Origin of the sequence: Streptococcus australis (assembly GCF_047463015.1) — a bacterium.
GTDB classification, from domain to species: Bacteria; Bacillota; Bacilli; order Lactobacillales; family Streptococcaceae; genus Streptococcus; species Streptococcus australis_F.
Genome location: NZ_JASHER010000010.1, coordinates 48,449 through 74,216, shown reverse-complemented (window position 1 = coordinate 74,216; position 25,768 = coordinate 48,449). Strand labels below are relative to the sequence as shown.

21 protein-coding genes and 6 tRNA genes are annotated in these 25,768 nt (G+C 39.9%); 20 read left to right on the top strand and 7 right to left on the bottom strand.

All coding sequences use genetic code 11. The annotated features are described in order from the left end of the window. The first annotated feature begins 53 nt into the window (after positions 1-53). The 6 genes from QM873_RS09055 (at position 54) to QM873_RS09030 (ending at position 563) form a co-directional block, all read left to right on the top strand. Positions 54-126 (top strand) — tRNA-Phe (locus QM873_RS09055). A 16-nt stretch (positions 127-142) separates the two neighbouring features. Further along, a tRNA-Tyr gene (locus tag QM873_RS09050) sits at positions 143-223 on the top strand. 6 nt (positions 224-229) lie between these two features. Then, positions 230-300, top strand: a tRNA-Trp gene (locus QM873_RS09045). A 12-nt stretch (positions 301-312) separates the two neighbouring features. Further along, positions 313-385: transfer RNA gene (locus QM873_RS09040), tRNA-His, on the top strand. 13 nt (positions 386-398) lie between these two features. Further along, positions 399-470 (top strand) — tRNA-Gln (locus QM873_RS09035). 9 nt (positions 471-479) lie between these two features. After that, positions 480-563: transfer RNA gene (locus tag QM873_RS09030), tRNA-Leu, on the top strand. A gap of 74 nt (positions 564-637) precedes the next feature. On the opposite strand, the gene QM873_RS09025 is transcribed toward QM873_RS09030, so the two are convergent. The 5 genes from QM873_RS09025 to QM873_RS09005 are packed head-to-tail and all read right to left on the bottom strand — an operon-like array spanning position 638 to position 4,128. Further along, positions 638-1,771, bottom strand: a complete 1,134-nt coding sequence (locus QM873_RS09025; protein WP_236128225.1) for a tyrosine-type recombinase/integrase — start codon at positions 1,769-1,771, stop codon at positions 638-640. A 3-nt stretch (positions 1,772-1,774) separates the two neighbouring features. Further along, positions 1,775-1,969, bottom strand: coding sequence for a DUF3173 domain-containing protein (locus tag QM873_RS09020; protein ID WP_000598356.1), 195 nt, complete (start codon positions 1,967-1,969; stop codon positions 1,775-1,777). Positions 1,970-2,028: 59 nt separating this feature from the next. Then, positions 2,029-2,415: a hypothetical protein gene (locus QM873_RS09015; protein WP_254726643.1), complete on the bottom strand. Its 387-nt coding sequence runs from the start codon at positions 2,413-2,415 to the stop codon at positions 2,029-2,031. Between the two features lie 2 nt (positions 2,416-2,417). Further along, positions 2,418-3,614: a replication initiation factor domain-containing protein gene (locus QM873_RS09010; protein WP_414279185.1), complete on the bottom strand. Its 1,197-nt coding sequence runs from the start codon at positions 3,612-3,614 to the stop codon at positions 2,418-2,420. Positions 3,615-3,654: 40 nt separating this feature from the next. Further along, entirely contained in the window at positions 3,655-4,128 is a 474-nt protein-coding gene (locus QM873_RS09005) for a hypothetical protein (RefSeq protein ID WP_414279184.1), read from the bottom strand. Between the two features lie 321 nt (positions 4,129-4,449). Here QM873_RS09005 and QM873_RS09000 point away from each other — a divergent pair, with 321 nt between their 5' ends. Both QM873_RS09000 and QM873_RS08995 read left to right on the top strand, forming a co-directional pair. After that, positions 4,450-4,896, top strand: coding sequence for a helix-turn-helix transcriptional regulator (locus QM873_RS09000; protein WP_000287814.1), 447 nt, complete (start codon positions 4,450-4,452; stop codon positions 4,894-4,896). 596 nt (positions 4,897-5,492) lie between these two features. Continuing rightward, positions 5,493-6,164 (top strand): CPBP family intramembrane glutamic endopeptidase, encoded by a 672-nt coding sequence (locus tag QM873_RS08995; RefSeq protein ID WP_414279183.1) that lies wholly within the window; start codon positions 5,493-5,495, stop codon positions 6,162-6,164. Between the two features lie 344 nt (positions 6,165-6,508). Here QM873_RS08995 and QM873_RS08990 read toward each other — a convergent pair whose 3' ends face one another. After that, positions 6,509-7,771, bottom strand: a complete 1,263-nt coding sequence (locus QM873_RS08990; protein WP_414279182.1) for an MFS transporter — start codon at positions 7,769-7,771, stop codon at positions 6,509-6,511. Between the two features lie 625 nt (positions 7,772-8,396). Between QM873_RS08990 and QM873_RS08985 the strand changes: the two genes are divergently transcribed. The 5 genes from QM873_RS08985 to QM873_RS08965 all read left to right on the top strand — a co-directional run bounded on the left by QM873_RS08985 (position 8,397) and on the right by QM873_RS08965 (position 12,772). Then, entirely contained in the window at positions 8,397-8,834 is a 438-nt protein-coding gene (locus QM873_RS08985) for a zinc-dependent MarR family transcriptional regulator (RefSeq protein ID WP_023022053.1), read from the top strand. Next, positions 8,834-9,538 (top strand): metal ABC transporter ATP-binding protein, encoded by a 705-nt coding sequence (locus QM873_RS08980; protein WP_023022054.1) that lies wholly within the window; start codon positions 8,834-8,836, stop codon positions 9,536-9,538. Before QM873_RS08985 ends, QM873_RS08980 begins: the two co-directional genes overlap by 1 nt. After that, positions 9,531-10,334 (top strand): metal ABC transporter permease, encoded by an 804-nt coding sequence (locus QM873_RS08975; RefSeq protein WP_414279181.1) that lies wholly within the window; start codon positions 9,531-9,533, stop codon positions 10,332-10,334. The genes QM873_RS08980 and QM873_RS08975 overlap by 8 nt, the downstream gene beginning before the upstream one ends. Before the next feature lie 8 nt (positions 10,335-10,342). After that, positions 10,343-11,842, top strand: a complete 1,500-nt coding sequence (locus QM873_RS08970) for a zinc ABC transporter substrate-binding protein AdcA (protein WP_414279180.1) — start codon at positions 10,343-10,345, stop codon at positions 11,840-11,842. 384 nt (positions 11,843-12,226) lie between these two features. Then, entirely contained in the window at positions 12,227-12,772 is a 546-nt protein-coding gene (locus tag QM873_RS08965; protein WP_048717491.1) for a DUF6287 domain-containing protein, read from the top strand. A gap of 53 nt (positions 12,773-12,825) precedes the next feature. Here the strand turns inward: QM873_RS08965 and QM873_RS08960 are convergent, their stop codons facing one another. Next, complete coding sequence (locus tag QM873_RS08960; RefSeq protein WP_414279179.1) at positions 12,826-14,904, bottom strand: GH92 family glycosyl hydrolase; 2,079 nt, start codon at positions 14,902-14,904, stop codon at positions 12,826-12,828. Positions 14,905-15,101: 197 nt separating this feature from the next. Between QM873_RS08960 and QM873_RS08955 the strand changes: the two genes are divergently transcribed. From QM873_RS08955 to QM873_RS08925, 7 genes are all read left to right on the top strand, one after another. Further along, positions 15,102-16,382, top strand: coding sequence for a glycoside hydrolase family 125 protein (locus QM873_RS08955; RefSeq protein ID WP_048717488.1), 1,281 nt, complete (start codon positions 15,102-15,104; stop codon positions 16,380-16,382). Positions 16,383-16,623: 241 nt separating this feature from the next. After that, on the top strand, positions 16,624-19,269 hold the full coding sequence (locus QM873_RS08950) for an alpha-mannosidase (protein ID WP_414279178.1): 2,646 nt from the start codon (positions 16,624-16,626) through the stop codon (positions 19,267-19,269). 84 nt (positions 19,270-19,353) lie between these two features. Then, a complete protein-coding gene (locus QM873_RS08945) occupies positions 19,354-20,223 on the top strand; it encodes an ROK family protein (protein ID WP_414279177.1) in 870 nt (289 codons plus the stop codon). Beyond that, positions 20,217-22,097 (top strand): beta-N-acetylhexosaminidase, encoded by a 1,881-nt coding sequence (locus QM873_RS08940; RefSeq protein ID WP_414279176.1) that lies wholly within the window; start codon positions 20,217-20,219, stop codon positions 22,095-22,097. Before QM873_RS08945 ends, QM873_RS08940 begins: the two co-directional genes overlap by 7 nt. 211 nt (positions 22,098-22,308) lie before the next feature. After that, the gene (locus QM873_RS08935; protein ID WP_126403651.1) at positions 22,309-23,238 is read left to right on the top strand and encodes an ABC transporter permease; all 930 of its coding nucleotides are present in this window, start codon (positions 22,309-22,311) and stop codon (positions 23,236-23,238) included. 13 nt (positions 23,239-23,251) lie between these two features. Beyond that, positions 23,252-24,184, top strand: coding sequence for a carbohydrate ABC transporter permease (locus QM873_RS08930; protein ID WP_023022064.1), 933 nt, complete (start codon positions 23,252-23,254; stop codon positions 24,182-24,184). A 63-nt stretch (positions 24,185-24,247) separates the two neighbouring features. Then, the gene (locus QM873_RS08925) at positions 24,248-25,729 is read left to right on the top strand and encodes an ABC transporter substrate-binding protein (RefSeq protein WP_414279175.1); all 1,482 of its coding nucleotides are present in this window, start codon (positions 24,248-24,250) and stop codon (positions 25,727-25,729) included. Positions 25,730-25,768: the final 39 nt, after the last annotated feature.

Genomic DNA, 25,768 nt, shown 5'->3' with positions numbered 1-25,768 from the left:
GTCGGGCTCATAACCCGAAGGTCGTAGGTTCAAATCCTGCTCCCGCAATATTTGGCTCGGTAGCTCAGTTGGTAGAGCAATGGATTGAAGCTCCATGTGTCGGCGGTTCGATTCCGTCTCGCGCCATAATTTAATATTATTCGGAAGGGTAGCGAAGAGGCTAAACGCGGCGGACTGTAAATCCGCTCCTTCGGGTTCGGGGGTTCGAATCCCTCCCCTTCCATCCTTTACGGGCATAGTTTAAAGGTAGAACTAAGGTCTCCAAAACCTTCAGTGTGGGTTCAATTCCTACTGCCCGTGTATAAGAATATGGCGGGTGTGGTGAAGTGGTTAACACACCAGATTGTGGCTCTGGCATGCGTGGGTTCGATCCCCATCACTCGCCTATTTTATATTATTGGGGTATAGCCAAGCGGTAAGGCAAGGGACTTTGACTCCCTCATGCGTTGGTTCGAATCCAGCTACCCCAGTTATACTTTGCCGGCGTGGCGGAATTGGCAGACGCGCTGGACTCAAAATCCAGTGTCCGCAAGGACGTGCCGGTTCGACCCCGGCCGCCGGTATAGTATTAAAGACAAGGTTTTCGGACCTTGTCTTTTTTTCTTTGTTGTATGTCGAGTTACCAATTTTTTCCATTTTAAAATAAATCATCAAGTTTATTAGCTAATGTTTTCTGTTTGCTAGGGTACAAATGGGAATAAGTATCAATTGTTGTCGTAATAGATGCGTGTCCTAATCTTTCTTTAACAACAAGATAATCTTCCCCTTGATTTATAAGTAATGATGCATGAGAGTGTCTTAAATCATGAATTCTTATTCTCTTTAAATCTTTATCCCTTTCTAGTATTTGCTTAAACTTCTTATCAATCATATTTTTTGTAATAGTTATTGGTGTACTCTGTATTATTTGTAGTTCGTCAGTATTTTTGGTAAATTCCTTAAGTTTTTCTTTTTGTTTTTCTTTCCAATCTTTTAGCATTTCTGCTAATTTCTGATTGATTGTAATATTTCTAGTTCCTGATCGTGTTTTTGTTGTATTAATGTAGCTTGTATTATTTACAAAGTATACCGTTTTGGTAACGAAAATTGTATTTGTTAAAAGATTTATATCATTCCAGTTCAATGCGAGTATTTCTCCCATTCTCATCCCAGTAAAGAAAGCAATCACGAAAAACAGGTCATAGCTTATTTCATCATCTCGAATAAGTTCTCTAAATCTCGTGAATTCTTCTATGCTCCAAAATTTGATATTAGGCTTTCTAATTGGTAATTTTCTCAGATTCTCAACAGGATTTTTATCAATAAGGGATTTTCTTATACCAGTATCAAAAATTTTTTTAAGTAGAATTAGAACTTTATTAATTGTATTATAACTTAAGGTTTCTTTTTCATTTTGTTTTTTAGGTTTTGTTTTTAGGTATTCACGAAATTCGAATATATGGTCATACGTTAATTTATTTAAATTTGTATTTTTAAAATAAGGCTTAATATGACGCTCATAATTGTTTCTTTGTGTACTTGTATAGCTTATTTTTCTGCCATTTTTCAAATCGTCTTCTTCAAGCAACTGGAATAACATATCTGTTGTTACTACAAAGTCAAATTGTTTTTCTTTTAATTCTACAACTCGAATATGTTGTTCTAGTTCTAGTGCTTCCTTTTTAGATTTTAATCCTTTTCGAATGATACGTATTCTTTTTTGTGTGACTGGGTGGAAACCATTAGAAACATCAACGGTCCATTTACCACTTTTAGTTTTACGAATAGTCATTCATTATGCTTCTTTCTGGAGTTCAATTCCTAATAGTTCTTCTGCGACACTGGCTGGAATAGTACCAATCCGTTTGTTATCGTAGATATTAAAACCACGATTCACTAATAGTAATTTGCCAGTATGGATAATCTTTCTTGCAGTTCCTGGAGCAAATCCAAGTTCGATAAGGTCATCTTTTGTTACAGTTTTAATCATGTGATCTCCTTTTCTAATTAGGTTAAGTAAGGGGAGGATTAACTCCCCTTGTCTGATACTTATTTTTGTTTTACATCTACTAAATGGATAGCATCTGCTTTGTAATACATTGTCGAACTAATCATAGTAGCTTGTAAATTGTCAAATGTTACTGGTACTTCATCCATTGCTTGGATATAGTCATTATCAACTAAAGCTTCTGGATTGTCTACTGAGACTTGGGTTGATTTCTTTTTGAATTGTCCATCCTTGATCGTTACATTGTATTTCCAACCAATGATTTTATCGGTATTAAAACGTCTTTCGCTACCATCTCGGTTTTTGATAATTTCTCCGTTTGCATCTGCTCGGACTTCCGTTTCAAATTTTGGAATAACTTCATCCAATTCAAATTTTGTTCCAATGCTATTAAAATTCCAGTCATTTTGTGAAAGCATTTTTGCCATAGTTAATTTCTCCTTTTGATATTTTCTTTGATTGTAGGGATTAAATCCTCTCTTTTAAAGAGAATTGCCCTTTCTATTAATCCACTTGCTAAATCTGGTGGATATTCCATATTGTTGAGTGCGAGATAGTTAGATTTCTCATACTCATGCAGTAAATTATTGTCGTATAGAAATTTATACGCTTTTAGAATAGCCCCTGAACCTTTATAGGTAAACCATTCTAATTTTTGTTCTAGTTCTGTTTTTGGTTTTGAAATAATGATAGAGACAGGTTTTGAGTGACCTAAAAACTTTTCCCAAGATCTCAAAGGTTTTGAGAAGTGACTATCACTATAGAACCTCACTTTTTCTTTGAGATATCCCTTGGTAAAGTTGAGAAGATCTATTTCCGAATCCAACCATTCTTGAATGAAGTAGTGAGCTTTTTCTTTCCTAAGTTCTAACTCAGTTCTTATCCAATTTTCTATATACCGCTTGCTGATACCGAGTTTCTCAGCTCGTTCTAAGCGTTTATCGTAAATTCTAAGTCTTTCATCATCATTGGGTTTTCTCAAATATAAGGTCTGGCCGATTGTTTCATCTCCGTAGGTATTGTAGTAGGTGCTTTTTCCATATATAAAGCGTTTTTTCTGACAAACCTTTAGAAGCTGATTAGGAGTGAAATAGGGTGTTTCATTAAAATCATCTATTGCAATATCAATTCGTCTTACTGAAAATTGATTGTAATTGTAGTAGAGGTTGTTCAGAAACTGTCTTTCGGACAGACTATTTGGATCTAATACCATATCTCTATAGAACTCAAGTGCCTGTCCTGACATGACAAGCATGTAGGACGACTCTTTCGCTCCATAGTAGATACGGATATTCCCATAATGAAGCTGGCTATCATAGTTATAGTATTTAAGGCTCCCTTTATTCTCAATAAATAGGTCATAGTCAAGAAATAGAATGTCTTCGATTATTTCTCTTGGCGAAAATTCAGTTTTATCAAACTGAATTTGAATCCAGTCAAATACAGAACGTAAATGTTCATTTTTTGCCATAGATTTTGATTCAACTTTTTGTCTAATTTTACCACCCTTAAAATCTCCGAAACCCTTGGAAATACTGAATTCTTTCGATGGTACACCTAACTTGCAGAGGGTGGTGTTACTACACACCCTATCGGTCAAAAATGGTCCGTCCGCATTTACGCTCATTTTCGCCTTTCTGCCTCATGGCTCAGCCGAAAACTCGCTATTAGCCGAACCTATTTTTTGACCTCTTGTTAACAAACCCTAGTAAGCCGGTTTGCATCGACTCTTCAATATCTCGGATTCTCTTTTTTAGGTTGGTATTCTCAATTTTTATCAGTCGTATTTCTCGCTTAAATTCCTGTTTTAAGGCGCTCAGTTCATCGTAGAGCTCATCTATTACTTGGTTTAGGGATTCTTGCTCATTGTCTGCTAGACTCCCAAATACGGCTTGTATAGCCTCTTTTAGACCTATTTCTAGTTTTAGTTTAGCTAACTTTTGAAATTGTCTAAGGTCTTCGTCTGTAAAGTCATAGGCAACTGTATAACTTAATTGACGAGTTCTTGGATTTCTACTGATAGGAATTTTAATTTTTTTAAATTCCTTGCCACTTATCTCTTTAATCAGTTGAATCCAATTTTTAAGAGTAGAGGTAGAGTTTAGGCCAGAAATTTGATTGACTAACTCTTTATTGGTCATCTTTTTGTGAAACCTCCGAAATTTTCTTGTGCAACTGAAGAGTTTTCTGTGGTATAATTGTTACATAATATGTTTTGATCTTGGAACGAACGGCACATTTGTTTCAAGATTTTTTTATTTTGTCGAATCTTACCTCCTTTATTAAAATTTTTTAAATCGAACTACTAGTTACATACGCTTTTACCTCCTTTTATGCTATAATATTCTCAATGGAATATTTAATCTTAAAATAAATATTCCTTATGGAATAATTCTATTTTATACCGTTTAGAATATTTTGTCAAGCTAAAATATACGAATAAGAATATCTATAGGAGAATTATGTATACAGAGGATTATAAATTTTCAGAGAGATTAAAAACTCTCAGAAAATCAAAAAAGTTAACTCAAGTACAAATATCGGAATTAATTGGAGTTCAACAAGGGACATATTCTCGGTGGGAGAATGGAACGTTAGAACCAGGATTAGAATTCGTTGTGAAATTAGCAAATATCTTTGGTACTACTACAGATTATTTGCTGGGACAAAAACCTTATTCAATTATCAGTAGTTTACCTCTAGAACAATTAGATCTTACCAATATTGCAAACTTTTCAAAGGATGAGTTTGATATTTTGAAACATTCAATAGCAGTTTCGGTGGCAAGAAATAAAATAAAGGCAACAGAACTAAAAGATAGAGTTATAGAAAAAAATCAGTTGTCAGAAAAAGATGCAGAACTTTTGAATAAGATTTTTGAAGAAGTTAAAACTTATTGGGAAAATTAGAAGGACGCTAGTCTTCAAAATTTGTCTAAAACATTGACAGAATTTCATATATTGAATATAATAGGTGAGAAAAAACATGATATTACAAATAGAAAATGGAGAAAATTGAAAGTTGATTAAGGGATTAACAACTTGAAATTTTCAAATGTATACTAGATTTTTTTCCAGTAGTGCTATTTCTGAATAGATTGTTAGATGCTACTTATCAGCTTTTAGAGTATCGGCTAATTGCTCATTATCTTTTGTCTTGAATAATATAGCTGAATGGGAGATATCGTCTATTCTCTGATGATGCTCATAGGACGATAAGGTATGGAGAGTTACTAAAAAGTTACTAAAAATTTGGAAAATGAGTCTATTTTGCAAGATTCAAAAGTCCTAAAACCCTATTAAATCAAGGATATAAGATTTAAAAAGTGTATTCATAGAACTCGTTTACCAACGACAACAGCGAATTGTTGAGTGTGTAACTTTGCTCGTGAAATCCTAGAAATCTTTTGATGAAAGTTTTTTAAGTCTTGAATTGTGCACCTAGTTTGACAATTCAGGACAAATGAATAACCATGTCGCCCTACTAACGTTGAGGAGAAATATTTATGCCTGATTTTGCTAAAATAGATAAAAAGTCTGTATATACTACGATCATTGGTTTGTTTCTAATGGCAGTATTGTCTTTGACAAAGATAATACCTGAACTTTCTTTGTCAGGTCTCACTGTCCTGATTGGTATTCTCTTTTTCTTTGTTCTTGAACATTTTGATAAAAAATCACATATAGAATCAGGTTTGCGCTTTGAATCATTTTTCGATGATCTGAAAAAACAAGGGGTAATTCTTTTGGTCTTGCTTCCTGTAGGAACCGCTGCAGCAACTTTGCTTATCGGCGATATGATATTTAAGGGCGCTTTTGCTAGTCATGTTTTGGGAAGAACGGATGGTATGTTATCCTTCGATAAAATACCGCTCCTTATGGTTCAAATAGTAATCGCAGCCTTGGGGGAAGAAATTGCATGGAGAGGTTTCTTTCTTGGTAAGTCAATGAGAATTATACCATTTTGGCTTTGTGCCATTCTATCTTCTTTATTGTTCGCGATAGCCCATATTTCTAGTGGAAGCGTTGGGCTTGTAAGCTACGATATTTTCATGATTTTTGTTGATAGTATCATCTATGCAATGATTTATAAAAAGTCTGGGAATTGTTTGGTTTCTACACTTTCTCATATTCTCGGAAATGCAACAGGAATTCTTTTGCTAATGATGTATAGCTAGACAGATTTTAATGTTATCTAGCTAATAAAGGATTTTCATTATAGGGAGGAAAACTTACGTTTGGTTTCTTTGTTTTATCTTTTTTAGGTGTAGTTCTATTTAGTTTCTATATTTTTAGTATTCTAAAAGAGATAAAGGAATTAAAGCAAATAAAAGGTAAGTGAATAGATAGACGTAATCTAATTTGAATTGTCTTTATCTGGGCTATACATCCGTATCTTGAACAGGTTACTAAAAAGATGCTAAATTATGAAAAAAGACCCATTGTTAGTCTAAGTTGTTAGTATTTAAAAAAAGACAAGGTGTTTTATCCTTGTCTTTTTCGTTTTAGTATTGCTTTTGTTTCAATGTGAATAAGTGTGTTCTTTTTGGAGTATTCTATATATTCGAGGTAACATTATCATGGTATAGATCAGGAGAGAAACACCTCCAAATATGAATATCAGGCCTCCGTTTATGTCCTTTTGAAATAGATAAGTAAATACAATGGTACCTATCGGCATGATAGACGTATTTAGTGTGAACAAAGTACTCATTACTCTTCCTAAATAATTTGTTTCAATACTACTTTGAAGATAGGTCATGACGACAATATTTAGAATAACAAGAGTAAATGCTATAATTCCCATAAATAAACCGCCAACGGAAGAAATAATCACTTGGGTGTTAGTAGTTGCAAATGTAATACCCAAACCAACGATAGCTATGGTTAGAAGAAAAAGTGGAATGCGAATTTTATTAGAGAGAAGTGTGTTATTTTCTTTTTTGTCTGGCAATAGCGACATTGACACACTGGCTAATAACATTCCAACCGCAGACATAGTTTCTAGGATACCTACTGTTGCATTATCTAATAAGAGTTGCTCTTTGACTACAAATGGTACTCCAATGCTAATGGAAGTATAGAAAAAATTCAGTACAACACTAACAAGAATAATATATTTGACAATCTGATTTTCTTTTAAGAATTGGATAATTTCTCTGACCCCGTGTTGATGCTTTTCATTCTGTTTAATCTTGACTTCTTGCTCTTCGTGTTCATAGAAGAATTTCATGGTAAGTAAGACACCTAAAGAAAGGAGGTTTGCAATGATTTCTATGAGAATAAAGCCTGAGAAGCCTAACCAATTATAAAGAATGACTCCAATAGCTGGGGAAAGCATGGTTGCGATAGCAATGGCAGTTTGTGTAACAGAGCTTAATCGTTGAATTTTTGTATCATTTACTAACTCGTGGATAGAGGCTGAATAACAAGTATCATTGATGTTAACTGTAATAGAGTGTAGTATGACAAACGGGATTACGAGGTATAAGATAGTAGATGAATTCGTTAAAAAATAAAAAGCATAAAACAGAAGAAAGATTATAAGCCTAAAGATAAAATTATAAATTAAGATCTTTTTATGACGGTATCGGTCTACTAAATTACCGATTGGAACCAAGAAAATCAAACTAACTAAAGGATAGATGATCATATTGATTCCAAAACTCATTGCCGATTTTGTTTGGTCCAGTAACATTAATCCTAAAGCGAAATTAAAAGCTTTTCCACTTAAAGAACTAATAAAACTACTAATAAAGTCTTTGATGATTTGTCTATTAGACATTTTATCACTTATTAAATTCTTAATATTAACCCCCTCCATTCGTTTCAACATTGCTTCGGTTATCTAATCCTATTCCCTGTATTGTAAGATATTTGGAATATTAGATAAACCATAATTTTTGTTAATTAAGATTTTATCAATTATACTAACAAAAGTATAATAAAAAATGTAGAAAGAGAGTATTTTCTTAAGATTAGAAGTTGTGTTATTTAACGTCTAAGAAATAAAATGATTGTCTCACTGTTTATTGAAGTAGTTATTTAAGAGAGAAAGATGAGTTACTAAAAAGTTACCAAAATTTGGAAAATGAGTCTATTTTTCAAGATTCAAAAGTCCTAAAAACCCTATTAAATCAAGGTTATAAGATTTAAAAAATGTATTCATAGAACTCAAAATCCAGTGTCCGCAAGGACGTGCCGGTTCGACCCCGGCCGCCGGTATAGTATTAAAGACAAGGTTTTCGGACCTTGTCTTTTTCTTTTATTCGTTGAATTTTTGGTGCTGTGTTACTAATAAATTCCTTAAATTTATTCTCATTGTTTTCTGAAAATACTTTGACTATTTTCCTTCACTGTGTTATAATTAACCGGTAAAGTATTTACCGGTTAATAGAAAGGAAATACGTATGAAAGTCGCTAATCAGATTGATGAGTTTTTAAATTCTATTTTACTTATTTCTGAGAATCAGCATGAAGTTTTGATTGGTTCCTGTACGAGTGGTTTTTCTTTAACCAATACGCAAGAGCATATTTTGATGTTGTTATCAAAGGAGAATTACTCGAATTCAGAGCTTGCTAAATTGCTAAATGTTAGTCAAGCCGCTGTGACCAAAGCAGTTAAGCAATTACTTTCTTTTGGCATGTTAGAAGCTTTGAAGGACGAGAAAGATGCTCGTATTGTTTTGTATCGGTTAACAGATTTAGGGCGTCCGGTTGCTGAAGAACATTCTCATCATCATGATCATACTTTGGCTGTGTATAATCAAGTTTTGAGTGAATTTTCTCAAGAAGAACAAATGGTTATTTCTAAATTTTTATCGCGCTTATTGGAGGATCTTCGTTAATGCGTTATATTACTGTTAAAGATCTTTCATTTTATTATGATAGAGAGCCTGTTCTAGAAGGTGTGAATTATTACTTGGATAGTGGGGAGTTTGTGACTCTGACGGGTGAGAATGGTGCTGCTAAATCTACTTTGATTAAGGCAAGTCTTGGAATTTTAAAACCAAAAGTAGGAACTGTTGAAATCGCTAAGGAAAATGTAGCTGGTAAAAAATTACGAATCGCTTATCTTCCGCAACAAATTGCGAGTTTCAATGCTGGCTTTCCAAGTTCTGTTTATGAGTTTGTGAAATCGGGACGTTATCCTCGTAAGGGCTGGTTTCGTCGGTTAAATCATCATGATGAGGAGCACATTTTAACTAGTTTATCTTCTGTTGGGATGTTAGAGCATCGTGATAAACCGTTAGGGGCTCTATCCGGTGGTCAGAAGCAACGGGCTGTCATTGCACGAATGTTTGCGTCTGATCCAGATATTTTTGTGTTGGATGAACCGACTACTGGTATGGATGCTGGTAGTAAGGATGAGTTTTACGAATTGATGCATCACAGTGCCCACCACCATGGGAAGGCTGTTTTGATGATTACGCATGATCCTGAAGAGGTGAGCCATTACGCGGATCGCAATATCCATCTGGTGAGAAAACAAAATTCTCCATGGCGTTGCTTTAATGTCCATGAGAAAGATGGAGGTGAGGAGCATGCTTAGTTTATTTCAATATGACTTTATGCAGCGGGCTTTGTTGGCGATGGTTGCCATGAGTCTCTTCTCCCCTATCTTAGGTGTATTTTTGATTTTGCGTCGTCAGAGCTTGATGAGTGATACACTGAGCCACGTTTCTCTATCGGGGGTCGCTTTTGGCCTCTTCCTTGGTTTCTCTCCAACTATTTCAACAGTCATTGTGGTAATCATAGCGGCTGTATTTCTAGAGTATTTACGAACAGTCTATAAAGATTTTATGGAAATAGGAACGGCGATTCTCATGTCGACCGGCTTGGCCTTAGCCTTAGTGATCATGAAGAGCGGCGGTAAAAGTTCCATGAGTTTGGACCAGTACCTATTTGGTTCTACCTTGACCATTACCGATGAGCAAGTGCTAGCTTTGTTTGTCATTGCAGCGATTGTTTTATGTTTGACGGTTTTCTTTATTCGTCCTATGTATATCCTTACGTTTGATGAGGATACAGCTTATGTAGATGGTTTACCTGTACGTCTCATGTCTATCCTATTTAATATTGTGACAGGGGTGGCTATCGCCTTGATGATTCCGGCTGCAGGTTCCTTGTTGGTATCTACTATTATGGTCTTACCAGCTAGTATTGCTTTAAAGCTAGGAAAGACCTTCCGTTCGGTTATGCTTCTGGCAGTGGTCATTGGTTTTGTGGGGATGGTCAGTGGTCTCATTCTTTCTTATTACCCGGATACACCGGTTAGTGCGACCATCACTCTCTTATTTGTATCCTTCTTTTTGCTCTCAAATCTTTTTGTTAAATTTAGAAAATAGGTGATCTTATGAAAAAACTTGCATGGCTCGTGTTAGCCTTCTTTAGTCTTCTTTTAGTCGCTTGTAGTGGCGGTCAAAATCAGTCAGGGAAATTGAAAGTCATGACTACTTTCTATCCTGTCTATGAATTTACTAAGCAAGTCATCGGAGACGAGGGAGATGTGGAGCTCTTGATTGGGTCTGGTTCGGAACCCCATGATTTTGAATTGTCTGCCAAAGGTCGCGCAAAAATTCAAGAGTCAGATGTCTTTGTCTATGAGAACGAGAACATGGAAACTTGGGTGCCTCAGTTGTTGCAATCAATGGATGGCAAGAAAACCAAGGTTGTCAAAGCGACGGAGAATATGCTTCTTTTACCAGGTGGTGAAGAAGAGCATGAGCATGAAGGAGGAGAAGAACACCATCATGACTATGATCCCCATGTTTGGCTGTCTCCACAGAGAGCCATTAAAATGGTGGAGACGATTCGTGATCAACTGGTGAAACAGTACCCAGATAAAAAAGATAGCTTTACAGCTAATGCTGACGCTTATATTGCTAAGTTGAAAAAATTGGATGACAGCTATACGAAGAGCCTATCTGCAGCGAAACAGAAAAACTTTGTAACGCAGCACGCGGCTTTCCGTTATTTGGCCTTGGACTACGGCTTGAATCAAGTCTCTATTTCAGGTTTGTCACCGGATAGTGAGCCGTCTGCGACTCGTTTGAGTGAATTGACAGAGTACATCAAGAAGAACGACATCAAGGTCATCTACTTTGAAGAAAATGCTTCTAAATCCTTATCGAAAACTTTGTCTGCTGAAACCGGTGTGGATTTAGCTGTTTTGAATCCACTAGAGAGCTTGACAGATGAGCAGATAAAAGATGGTGAAGACTACATCTCTATCATGGGAGCCAACCTCAAGTCTTTGGAGTTAACAACGACTCAGGCAGGTAAGGAAATCGCTCCAGAAGAGGAAGAAGATACCAAAACAGTAGCCAATGGCTACTTTGAAGACAGTGCTATTAAGGACCGAAGCCTCTCAGACTATGCGGGAGACTGGCAATCTGTGTATCCTTATCTAAAAGATGGCAGCTTGGATCAAGTTTTTGATTACAAAGCTAAACTAACCAAGTCCAAAACAGCTGAAGAGTATAAAGCTTACTACACCACAGGCTATAAAACGGATGTCGAACGGATTGTCATTACAGACAAAACCATGACCTTCTATAAGAATGGGGAAGAGAAGAAGTTCGAATACCGCTATGCTGGGAAGCATACACTAACCTACACAAAAGGGAATCGTGGAGTGCGTTATCTCTTTGAAGCAACTGATCCAAATGCGGGTGAATTCAAGTATGTTCAATTCAGTGACCACCAAATTGCTCCTAATAAGGCAGCTCACTTCCATATTTTCTTCGGTGGGGAAAGCCAAGAGGCACTTTATAAGGAATTGGAAAATTGGCCTACTTACTACCCAAGTGACTTATCCGGATTCGAAATTGCGCAGGAAATGTTGGCCCACTAATCAAATAGAGAAGGAACCAGTTGGTTCCTTTCAGATTGAAGACAAAGTAATTTTAGAAACTTTCCTTAGGTGAGTACGGACGTCAGCGAACTTCGAAGAAGTTCCATGACTTAGTTTTGGATCTAAGGTTCCAAAACTCCCGAGTGCCTGAAACAACTCTGTTTCAGGCACTTTTCTCACAGCGGAAAGTTTTTCATCTTCTTAAATTACTAAAAAATATAATCATTTTTTGAAAATCATCTAGCTGTTTTATGTAAAACAATAGTTTGTCTGCATTCAAGAAGGAACCAGTTGGTTCCTTTATTGATAGTAACAGAAACTTGTCAAATTGCTAGAAAAAGGATAAAATTAGGCTTATAGAATAGATTGAATGTGGGGAGATCCATGATGAAAAAGTATCGTTTGCTATTGTTGCTTTCTGCTCTACTGTTTTTCCTTGGAGCCTGTGGTGATAAAAAGCAGGAGACAGGATCTGAAAGTAAAGAAAGTACAGTTCGTCAATCGAAGGATAGCTCAGCTACTAGTGAAACAAAGAAAGCTGAGAGTTCGAGTGATAAGAAAGAGAAAACAAAGATGGATATTGAAGCAATCGCTCAAGGGGATTATAGTAGCGTAGCTGGTGTCTGGCAAGATGATAAGGGGAATAAACTCGTCTTTGATCAAAATGGTTTGGTCTCTAACGAATATGAGTCTTATGGTCTTTCCTTGACAGACTATGGGACTGTTTCAGGAGGAGTCTACGGAGGAATCACAGGTGGATTTCTGATGGAATTTATTCCTGCCGGGCTTACGATTGATGACCAAACGGATGAAAATGGAGAAGTCATCTTCCATGATGATTCTGATGCCAGCAAGGATCGTCTCTGGACCGGAACTGGGATGTACAGTTTTACGGAACAAGGTTCTTTCCTTTATAAGGTCGGGGATTAACTAGTATAGGTGTAATGAAAAAGAATGAAGAGTGTCCTACTCTTCATTCTTTTTTAGATTTTAGGGAGCCAAGAAAGGTGGAAGTCTAGCTTCTCCGCTTTCAAGAGCTCTTGGTGGCTCACTCTGTCGATCCTTTTTCCATCAAGAAAAACATCTTGAAGAAAGTGTGCCTGGGCTGTGTGGGCTGTGCTATGGATATGCAGCCATTTTTTCTCTTGAGGGAGGTAAAGGCGCAGGTGTTTGAAGAGAGGAATCCCTAGGTCATAGACTGGTTTGCCTGGACAAGTCGGATAGAGTCCCAAAACCGACCAGATATACCAAGAAGATAGACTGCCATTATCCTCATCTCCTGGATAGGCCTGGAAGGTCGGTTGGAAGGCTTCCTTGCGAAGGGCTTGAAGTAGTAAGCTAGTGTATTCTGGATGTTGGCTATAGCGAAAGAGATAGGGGATGTGGAAACTCGGTTGGTTCGAAATGGCAATTTGCCCAAAAGGAGATTGGGCCATCTCACTCATTTCGTGAATTTCGTAGCCATAGCCCGTCACTTCATAATGTGGTGCTTGGGTTGCCAGTCGGGTTAAGTAGTGGGTAAAGCCTTCTTCTCCTCCAAAGAGTTGCTTGAGTCCCTCGATGTCGTGAAGGGCGCCTAAGGTTGCCTGAATGGCAGAGCACTCTGCATAGTCGCGTCCCCAACTGATCGGAGAGAAGTCTGGTCTGAAATGACCCTTCTTATCTTTGGCTCGGATATAACCTGTTTCTGGATCAAAGAGGGTTCGGTAGGAAAGGCTAGATTGGGCATATTCTTTGGCAAGATTTTCCTTGCCAAGTATCTGAGCAGTTTGGGCAATACAAAAGTCGCTATAGGAGAAGTCGATGGTATGACTCACGCTTTCGTGATAGTCGGTGGATAGATAACCTAATTCTTTGTACTCTTTAGCTCCTCGTCGACCGTAATGACCATTTGGATCTTCCTTCCTAGCTGTATCCAGCATGGCTTCAAAAAGTTCCGTGTGGAGGTCGGGGGCTAGGCTTTTCTGAATAGCATCTGCAATGACCCCGTCAATGAGTGTCCCAGGCATCATGCCTCTTTCGTCTGGCGCTAGCCATTTAGGGAGGAAGCCCGTATCCCGGTAATGGCTAAGGAAGCCTTCGAGAAATTCCTGATAGAGCTCAGGATAGACCAGGCTATAAAGAGGAAAGGTGGTCCGAAAGAGGTCCCAGAAGCCCAAACCAGTGAAGTATTTTCCTTCTTGAATGCGGTTGTGAGCGAAGTCGCGATGGACTGCTTTCCCCTCAGGGGTCACTTCATAACAAGTCTGAGGAAAGAGCAGACTACGGTAGAGACAGTGATCGAAAAAGGTTCGATCCTCTCCGCCCGTATCTAAAATTTCAAATCGGTCCATTAGCTCTTGCCACTTGCGACCGGCTTTTTCTTTCATATCTTCAAAGCTAGCTTTAGGGAGGTGAGATTTGGCCAAGTCAGGGCTAATAAAGGAAGTGCCTAATCGAGCTTCTAGTATGGGGCTGTCAAACTCTAGGATCAAATCCTGCCCTAGCCAGTGAGTTCGAGTGATAGCTTGGTCAAATTCGAAATGAAGATAGAACGGAAAGTCATGTTGGTCTGTATGATTTTGATCTAGGATGTGGAAGTGAAGATTTGTTTCTCCGAATTCTAGCTCAGTTAGTCCATTGGGACAGTGCAAGGCAAGTGCTAGTTCAGATGGCCCCCTAAAGCGAAGGAAGGCTCCATAGAGGCTGGGCGTCACCTCTGTGTGGATTTGATAGCGCTCTGAGGTGAGGGCTAAATAATGGGGCTGAAAGATAGCTTCTTGGATCCGGTAACTGCTCTGTCTAAAATAGAGGTCTTCTTGAGTTGGTATGTCTGTTAGTGGGGTGAGGAGACACCAAGAAAAATCCCCAATCCAAGGGCTCGGCTGATGGGTCAAGCGAATGCCTTGAAAGATTGGAAGGTTGGGGTTGAAAAACCAAGCACCCTGTTCATGTGTCGTCTGTGGGAGAAAATAATTCATCCCAAAAGGAACTCCTGTGTAAGGGAGGGTGTTGCCGTTGGAATAAGCTGGGTGATTGTCTGTTCCTAAGCGGGTATCAATGCAAGTCAAATCGGTCTTCATAAAGGACCTCCTGTATTAAAGTAGAGCTTCTAAGCCCTTTTCTTTCTTTCTTTATTTTAGCAGAAGCTACTAGAATCTGAAAGCAATTTTTAAAACTAGAAAAGTTTGTAGAAAAAGGGCTATAATTTGCGTATGTATTTCCCCTTTGAAATCTTTTATACTGAATAGGAAAGAATCGATACGTGTGAGGAAAATAAATGACCTATTCAAAAGAAATCGTCAGAGAATGGCTGGACCAAGTAGCAGAACGTGCCAAGGAGTACCCGGAATGGGTGGATGTCTTTGAGCGTTGCTATACAGACACCTTGGACAATACAGTTGAGATCTTAGAAGACGGCTCAACTTTTGTACTGACAGGAGATATCCCAGCTATGTGGCTTCGTGACTCAACTGCTCAACTGAGACCCTACCTCCATGTGGCTAAAAGAGATCATCGTTTGCGTCAGACCATTGCAGGTTTGGTCAAGCGCCAGATGATCTTGATTCTCAAGGATCCCTATGCTAACTCTTTCAATATTGAGGAAAACTGGAAAGGTCACCACGAAACAGACCACACCGATTTGAATGGCTGGATTTGGGAACGTAAGTATGAAGTAGACTCGCTTTGCTACCCTTTGCAGTTGGCTTATCTTCTCTGGAAAGAAACAGGAGAAACTAGTCAATTTGATGAGACTTTTGTTACAGCGACCAAGGAAATCCTTCATCTCTGGACAGTGGAGCAAGACCACAATAACTCACCATACCGTTTCGTCCGTGATACCGATCGTAAGGAAGATACCTTGGTAAATGACGGCTTTGGGCCAGATTTTGCTGTGACAGGAATGACCTGGTCAGCTTTCCGTCCAAGCGATGACTGCTGTCAGTATAGCTACTTGATTCCATCCAATATGTTTGCAGTGGTAGTCTTGGGTTATGTCCAAGAAATCTTTGCAGCATTGAATCTAGCTGATAGTGAGAGTATCATTGCAGATGCCAAACGCCTCCAAGCGGAGATTCAAGAAGGGATCGAAAACTACGCCTACACTACTAACAGCAAGGGTGAAAAAATTTATGCCTTCGAAGTAGACGGTTTAGGAAATGCTAGCATCATGGATGATCCGAACGTGCCAAGTTTGTTAGCTGCTCCTTATCTTGGCTACTGCGCGATCGACGATGAGGTCTACCAAGCTACTCGTCGGACTATTTTGAGCTCTGAAAATCCTTACTTCTATGAAGGGAAGTACGCAAGCGGACTCGGAAGTTCTCATACCTTCTATCGCTATATCTGGCCGATTGCTTTATCCATCCAAGGATTGACAACGACAGATAAAGCTGAGAAGAAATTCTTGCTGGATCAGTTGGTTGCCTGCGATGGTGGAACAGGTGTCATGCACGAAAGTTTCCACGTGGATGATCCAACCAAATATTCGCGTGAATGGTTCTCTTGGGCCAACATGATGTTCTGTGAATTAGTCTTGGATTACTTGGATATCCGCTAATACTCTTCGAAAATCAAATTCAAACCACGTCAGCTTCGCCTTGCCGTATATATGTTACTGACTTCGTCAGTTCTATCTACAACCTCAAAGCAGTGCTTTGAGCAACCTGCGGCTAGCTTCCTAGTTTGCTCTTTGATTTTCATTGAGTATAAGGAGCACGCTTTAGCTTCACTGATTCTTGTTAGAATCACAAGTTTATATTTAAAACATTAAAAATTTAAGTTAGAATGAGGTTTTACTCATGGAAAATGTTGTTGTTCATATCATCTCTCACAGCCACTGGGATCGTGAGTGGTATTTACCTTTTGAAAGTCACCGCATGCAATTGGTGGAACTCTTTGACAATCTCTTTGATCTTTTTGAAAATGACCCTGAATTCAAAAGTTTCCACTTGGATGGACAAACCATCGTCCTCGATGACTATTTAGAAATTCGCCCTGAAAACCGTGACAAGGTGCAGCGTTATATCGACGAGGGCAAGCTCAAGATTGGGCCTTTCTATATCTTGCAGGATGATTACTTGATTTCCAGTGAAGCTAACGTCCGCAATACTTTGATTGGACAAGCGGAATGTGCTAAATGGGGCAAATCTACTCAAATTGGTTACTTCCCAGACACCTTTGGAAATATGGGACAGGCTCCTCAAATCCTTCAAAAATCAGGTATTCACGTAGCAGCCTTTGGTCGCGGTGTCAAGCCAATCGGATTTGACAACCAAGTCCTTGAAGATGAACAGTTTACCTCTCAATTTTCTGAGATGTACTGGCAAGGGGCTGATGGTAGCCGTGTACTCGGCATTCTTTTTGCTAATTGGTACAGTAACGGGAATGAAATTCCAGTGGATAAAGACGAGGCTTTGGCTTTCTGGAAGCAAAAATTAGCAGACGTTCGTGACTATGCATCGACCAACCAATGGTTGATGATGAACGGCTGTGACCACCAGCCTGTTCAGAGAAATCTGAGCGAAGCCATTCGTGTGGCAAATGAACTCTTCCCTGACGTGACCTTTATTCATAGCTCATTTGACGAATATGTCCAAGCAGTGGAAAGTGCCCTTCCTGAACAATTATCAACTGTCACAGGTGAGTTGACCAGTCAGGAAACGGATGGTTGGTATACTCTTGCCAATACTTCTTCTTCACGTGTTTATCTCAAACAAGCCTTCCAAGAAAATAGCAACTTGTTAGAGCAGGTCGTGGAACCATTAACCATTATCACTGGTGGACATAACCACAAAGATCAATTGACCTATGCTTGGAAAGTACTTCTGCAAAATGCACCGCACGATAGTATCTGTGGTTGTAGTATTGACGAAGTTCACCGTGAAATGGAAACTCGTTTTGCAAAGGTTAATCAAGTCGGGAATTTTGTTAAGACTAATCTTCTTAACGAGTGGAAACATAAAATAGCAACTCAGGAAGCGCAAAGCGACCACCTCTTTACCGTTGTCAACACAGCTTTACATGACAAGGTTGATACAGTTAGTGTTGTAGTGGATGTTGTGACTTGTGATTTTAAAGAATTGCATCCGACTGAAGGTTACAAGAAGATGGCAGCCGTGACCTTGCCAGATTACCATGTTGAAGATTTGGATGGCCATATCCTTGAAGCCAAGGTTGAAGACTTGGGAGCAAGCTTTGGCTATACCTTGCCTAAGGATAAATTCCGCCAACCATATATTGCACGCCAAGTGCGCGTGACAATCCCAGTCCACCTTGCACCGCTTTCTTGGGCAAGCTTCCAATTGGTCGAGGGTCAAGTAGATTACCGTGATGGTATTTACCAAAACGGAGTCATTGATACCCCATTCGTAACAGTGAGTGTAGATGAAGGAATCACAGTCTATGACAAGACTACAAACGAAGCCTACGAAGATTTCATCCAATTTGAGGACCGTGGAGATATTGGTAACGAGTACATTTACTTCCAACCAAAAGGAACTGATCCAATCTATGCTCAATTGAAGGGATACGATGTCCTAGAAAACAATGCTCGCTATGCTAAGGTATTGCTCAAACATGACTTGACTATTCCAGTTAGCGCAGATGAAAAATTGGATGCGGAGCAAAGAGGCATTATTGAGTTTATGAAACGAGACGCAGGTCGTTCAGAAGAGTTGACAACTATTTCTCTTGAAACTGAGATGACCGTCTTTGTGGACAATCCACAGATTCGCTTTAAGACTCGCTTTACTAATACAGCCAAAGACCACCGCGTTCGTCTCTTGGTGAAAACTCATAACACTCGTCCAAGCAATGATTCTGAAAGCATCTATGAAGTTGTGACAAGACCAAATAAACCAGCAGCTTCTTGGGAAAATCCTGAAAATCCACAACACCAACAAGCCTTTGTCAGTTTGTATGATGATGTAAAAGGAGTGACCGTATCCAATAAAGGATTGCACGAATACGAAATCCTTGGAGACGACACCATGGCTGTAACTCTTCTCCGTGCTTCAGGTGAGCTAGGTGACTGGGGCTACTTCCCAACACCAGAAGCCCAGTGTTTGCGCGATATCGAAGTTGAGTTTGCAGTAGAATGCCATCAAGCCGGCGAACGTTTCTCAGCCTTCCGTCGTGCCAAAGCCTTCCAGGTGCCATTTACAGCTCTTCAAGTTGCAAAACAAGAAGGTAGCGTCGCTGCAACAGGTAGTCTCTTCAACCATGCAGCCCTCAACTTGCCACAAGTCTGCCCAACAGCCTTTAAAGTTGCTGAAAATGAAGAAGGTTATGTTCTTCGTTACTACAACATGAGCCAAGAAAATGTTCGTGTGTCTGACAAACAACAAATCATTCTTGACTTGCTAGAACGCCCATATCCAGTTCATTCAGGACTATTGGCGCCACAAGAAATTCGTACAGAATTGATCAAAAAAGAAGAAATCTAATCTCAAAAAGATAACATAAAAAGAAAGGAGGAGCGACAAAGTAAGAACCAACTACTGACTCGCTCCTTTTTACAGGTAAAAGCAATGACCATTGCAACGATTGATATCGGAGGGACTGGGATTAAGTTTGCTAGTCTCACTCCTGATGGAAAGATTTTAGATAAGGCCAGTACCCCAACTCCAGAAACTCTAGAAGAGTTGTTAGCTTGGTTGGACCAGCGATTGTCAGAACGTGACTACCGTGGGATTGCTATGAGTGTGCCAGGGGCTGTTAACCAAGAAACCGGGGTGATTGAAGGGATCAGTGCCATTCCTTATATCCATGGTTTTTCATGGTATGAGGCCCTTGCCCATCACCGACTTCCTGTCCATCTAGAAAATGATGCCAACTGTGTCGGACTGAGTGAACTGCTAGCTCATCCTGAGATTGAGAATGCAGCCTGTGTTGTGATTGGTACAGGGATCGGTGGAGCCATGATTATCAATGGGAAACTTCACCGAGGTCGCCATGGTTTGGGCGGTGAGTTTGGCTACATGACCACCATCGCACCAGCAGAAAGACTCAACAACTGGTCGCAACTCGCTTCTACAGGAAACATGGTTCGTTATGTCATTGAAAAATCTGGTCAGTCTGACTGGGACGGACGCAAGGTGTACCAAGAGGCTGCGGCAGGAAATGCCCTTTGTCAGGAAGCCATTGAGCGCATGAATCGTAATCTTGCTCAAGGACTGCTCAATATCCAGTACCTGATCGACCCAGATGTGATTAGCCTAGGTGGCTCTATCAGTCAGAACCCAGATTTTATCAAAGGGGTGCAAGAAGCAGTGGACGCCTTTGTGGAAAGATATGAAGAATATACAATCGCTCCAGTTATTCAAGCCTGCACCTATCACGCAGATGCCAATCTCTACGGTGCCCTTGTCAACTGGTTACAGGAGGAAAACCAATGGTAATTTTTACAGGACTTAGTTCCAAACAAGCGCAAGCTATGGAAGTATTAAAAAATCACATCTCTCTACCGGATGTAGAGGTGGCAGTCGCTCAGTCTGATCAGGGCTCCATCTCTATCAAGGGTGAGGGTGGCCACTATCAATTGACCTATCGAAAACCTCATCAACTCTATCGTGCCTTGTCTGTGCTAGCAACAGCTTTAGCAGAAGGGGACAAGGTAGAGATTGAAGAGCAGGCGGCTTATGAAGATTTAGCCTATATGGCGGACTGTTCGCGAAATGCCGTGCTCAATGTCGCATCTGCCAAACAGATGATTGAAGTCTTAGCTCTGATGGGTTATTCAACCTTTGAGCTCTATATGGAAGACACCTATCAGATTGAGGGGCAACCTTACTTTGGTTATTTCCGTGGAGCGTATTCAGCTGAAGAGTTACAGGAAATTGAAGCATACGCCCAGCAGTTTGACATGACCTTTGTCCCATGCATCCAGACCTTGGCCCACTTGTCAGCCTTTGTCAAATGGGGTGTCAAGGAAGTGCAGCAACTCCGCGATGTAGAAGACATTCTCCTCATCGGTGAAGAAAAAGTCTACGACCTGATTGACGGTATGTTTGCGACGTTATCTAAACTACAAACTCGCAAGGTCAACATCGGGATGGATGAAGCTCACTTGGTTGGTTTGGGACGCTACCTTATCCTGAACGGTGTGGTTGATCGTAGCCTCCTCATGTGCCAACACTTGGAGCGCGTGCTGGATATTGCGGACAAGTACGGTTTCCACTGCCAGATGTGGAGCGATATGTTCTTCAAGCTCATGTCAGCAGATGGCCAGTACGACCGTGAGGTGGAAATTCCAGAAGAAACGCGTGTTTACCTTGACCGTCTCAAAGACCGTGTGACCTTGGTTTACTGGGATTATTATCAGGATAGCGAAGAAAAATACAATCGTAACTTCAGTAACCACCACAAGATTAGCCAAGATATCGCCTTTGCTGGTGGTGCTTGGAAGTGGATTGGTTTTACACCACACAACCATTTTAGTCGTCTCATTGCAGTTGAAGCCAATAAAGCCTGCCGTGCCAATCAGATCAAAGAAGTCATCGTGACAGGTTGGGGGGACAATGGTGGGGAAACAGCTCAGTTCTCTATTCTGCCAAGCTTGCAAATCTGGGCAGAACTCAGCTACCGCAATGATTTAGACCGTTTGTCAGCTCATTTCAAGACCAATACAGGCCTATCCGTTGAGGACTTTATGCAGCTTGATTTGGCCAACCTCTTGCCAGATCTACCAGACAATCTCAGTGGGATCAACCCCAATCGTTATGTCTTTTATCAGGATGTCCTCTGTCCAATCCTTGACAAGCACATGACTCCTGAACAGGACAAACCCCACTTTGCCCAAGCAGCTGAGACTCTTTCTGACATTAAAGAAAGAGCAGGCATCTATACTTATCTCTTTGAGACCCAGGCCCAGTTGAATGCTATTTTAAGTAGCAAGGTGGATGTGGGACGACGCATTCGTCAAGCCTATCATGCAGGCGATAAAGAGAGCTTGCAACAAATTACTCGAGAAGAACTGCCAAAACTCAGAAGCCAGATCGAAACCTTCCACAATCTCTTTAGCGACCAATGGCTGAAAGAGAATAAGGTCTTTGGCTTGGATACAGTAGACATTCGTATGGGAGGCCTCTTGCAACGGATCAAGCGCGCAGAAAGTCGCATTGAAAACTATCTAGCAGGCGAAATCTCTCGTATCGACGAACTAGAAGTAGACATCCTGCCATTTAATGATTTCTATGGAGAGAAGGACTTCGCAGCAACGACAGCCAACCAGTGGCATACTATTGCGACAGCTTCAACCATTTATACAACCTAATTCAAAAAGGGTGTCTTTAAAGAAAATGCTGTTGAAGGAGGAGAAAGATGTCCGATGGAGGCATTTCTTCTCCTTTTTTCTCCATTTTTAAGGCTATGTCATAAATTTGTAGAATTTTTTCTATAATTAGGAGTTTGAAAAAGTTTTCATAGAGTTTTATAATAAAAAATGTAAACGTTACCAAAAATAAAATGACAAAGGGGGGAGTCAGATGAAAAAGTTTGTTAAGACCTTGAGAGAAAATCTCATTTTCTTCTTGATGGTTTTACCAGGTGCAGCGTGGTTGATTTTATTCTTCTACATACCTGTTTTGGGAAACGTTGTCGCATTTAAAGACTATCATATCACCGGAGAGGGATTTATTGATAGTGTAATGAAGAGTAAGTGGGTAGGATTTGATAACTTCAAATTCCTCTTTAGTTCTAAAGACGCTTATATCATTACAAGAAATACCGTCCTTTACAACCTTGCCTTTATTTTCTTGGGCTTGATTGTTTCGGTTGGGATTGCCATCATCTTTAGTGAGATGCGTTCCAAACGGTTGGTTAAAGTGTTTCAAACATCAATGTTGTTCCCCTATTTCTTGTCATGGGTTATCATCAGCTTCTTTACAGATGCCTTCTTAAACGTCGATAAAGGCTTGATTAACCACATCTTAACATCACTTGGGATGAAAGGAATCAACTTCTATACAGAGGTTGCCATTTGGCCAGCGCTTCTCCTCTTCTTAGGAATCTGGAAAGGCTTTGGTTATAGCAGTGTTATGTACTATGCAACCATCATGGGGATTGACCCAACCTTCTACGAAGCTGCAACAGTGGATGGAGCATCTAAGTGGCAGCGAATCCGCCACATTACCATTCCTCAGTTGTCTTCCTTGATTACGGTCTTGACCATCCTTGCCATCGGAAATATCTTCCGTGCTGACTTTGGACTGTTCTACCAAATCCCACATAACTCAGGTGCTCTTTATAGTGTGACAAACGTAATTGATGTCTATGTCTACAACGGACTTGCTAAATCAGGAGATATTGCGATGGCCGCAGCGGCTGGTCTTTACCAATCAGTTGTCGGATTGATTCTCGTTTTACTTTCTAATATTGTAGCACGTCGGATTGATAAGAATGCAGCGCTCTTCTAGAAAGGAGGATACCATGGCAAAATCAAAAATTAAAAAAGAAAAAGTTGATAATGTTGGAATCCACTCCTTCAGTAAGAAAGCAGACATCTTCTTTAGTAGCATCGTCGGCTTGGTTGCTCTATCCTGTATCTTGCCCTTCATCTTCGTTGTCATGATTTCCTTGACAGATGAACAAAGTTTGGCAATTCACGGCTTCCAATTTTGGCCTGCTAAGTTTGGTGCAGATGGCTATCTTTTCCTTGTGCAATTTAAGGATAAGATTCTTCAAGCCCTCTTTATTACCTTGTTTGTAACGATTGTAGGGACAGCATGTAATGTCTTTATTACAACGACCTACGCTTATGCGATCTCTCGTAGAACCTTTAAGTACAGAAACTTCTTTACTGTCTTTGCCCTCTTGAGTATGCTCTTTAGTGCAGGGATGGTACCAGGATATATCGTTACCACTCAGTTGCTTCATTTAGGAGATACGGTTGGAGCCCTCATCATTCCGATGTTATTGAGTCCTTTTAACATCATCTTGATGCGGACCTTCTTCAAACGGACGATCCCAGAAGCTATTCTTGAGTCTGCTCGGATAGATGGAGCCAGTGAAACACGGATCTTCTTCCAGATCTGTTTACCACTTTCTCTCCCAGGGATTGCAACCATCAGTCTCTTTACAGCCCTCGGCTTCTGGAATGACTGGTTCAACGCTCTCCTCTACATCAAGAGTGAAAACCTCTATCCTCTTCAATACTTGCTGATGCAAATCCAAAATAATATGGATTACATCTCTAAATCCGTCGGTGCATCTAGCCAAATCGCTGGTGCAGTCCAATCCCTTCCTAAGGAAACTGGACGGATGGCCATGGTGGTGGTGGCAACAGTTCCCATCGCTATCCTCTATCCATTCTTCCAACGTTACTTTGTAAAAGGATTGACCATCGGTGGTGTGAAAGAGTAAGCAAACCTTTCTCACCCACCCTTCATAATGTTAATAAAGAAAAATAAAAAAGGAGTTTTTCTCATGAAAAATTGGAAAAAATATGCTTTAGCTTCTGCTAGCGTTCTCGCACTTGGAGCAACTCTTGCTGCTTGTGGTAACTTGACGGGTGATAACCAAAAATCATCTAAGAGTGAAGACGGCAAAACAGTTATCAAAATGTACCAAATCGGTGACAAACCGGATAACTTGGATACCTTGTTAGAAAATGCGAACAAGATCATCGAAGAAAAAGTTGGCGTTAAATTAGACATCCAATACCTTGGTTGGGGTGACTACGACAAGAAGATGAACGTTATCATCTCATCTGGTGAAAGCTACGATATTGCTTTTGCTAACAACTATGTCATCAACGCTCAAAAAGGTGCTTACGCTGACTTGACAGACTTGTACAAGAAAGAAGGGAAAGAGCTCTATGAAGCACTTGACCCAGCTTACATCAAAGGGAATACTGTAAACGGCAAGATCTATGCTGTTCCAGTTGCAGCCAACGTTGCATCTTCACAAAACTTTGCCTTCAACGGACCACTTCTTGAAAAATATGGTATCGACATCTCAAACGTCACAGACTATGCTTCTCTTGAACCAGTCTTGAAAGCGATCAAAGAAAAAGATCCAAACGTTGTTCCATTCGCAATGAACAAGAGCTACGGCGGACCTTCTGATGACTTCGATTACATTGCAGTAGATGGACTTCCATTCGTTGTCGATTTGCAAGGTGACACAACTAAGATCGTTGACCGTTACACTATCCCACGTTATGTTGAAAACTTGAAGACTCTTCATAAATACTATGAAGCAGGATACATTCCAAAAGACGTAGCTACAAGCGACACTGGATATGACCTTTCTCAAGATACTTGGTTGGTACGTGAAGAAACAGTAGGACCTGCTGACTACGGTAACAGCTTGCTTACTCGTGTAGCAAACCGTAAGATCGAAATCAAACCATTCACTCAACTTTACAAGAAGAACAACACTACTCAAGTTGCAAACTTTGTCATCTCAAACAACTCTAAGAACAAAGAAAAAGCAATGGAAGTATTGAATCTCTTGAACACAAACCCAGAACTCTTGAACGGTCTTGTTTACGGACCAGAAGGCAAGAACTGGGAAAAAGTTGAAGGTAAAGAAAACCGTGTGAAAGTCTTGGATGGCTACAACGGAAACACTCACATGTCTGGATGGAATACTGGTAACAACTGGATTCTTTACATCAACGAAAACGTAACGGATGAGCAAATTGCACAATCTAAGAAAGACTTGGAAACTGCAAAAGAATCTCCAGCACTTGGATTCATCTTCAACACTGAAAACGTGAAATCAGAAATCACTGCCCTTACTAACACTTTGAACCAATTCACAAGTGCTATCAATACAGGTACAGTAGATCCTGAAGTTGAAATTCCTAAGATGCTTGAAAAATTGAAATCAGAAGGTGCCTACCAAAAAGTATTGGATGAAATCCAAAAACAATACGATGAGTACCTTGCTGCTAAGAAATAAGCTAACATTACTTGCTTAAGTCTATCAAAAGACTTTGAG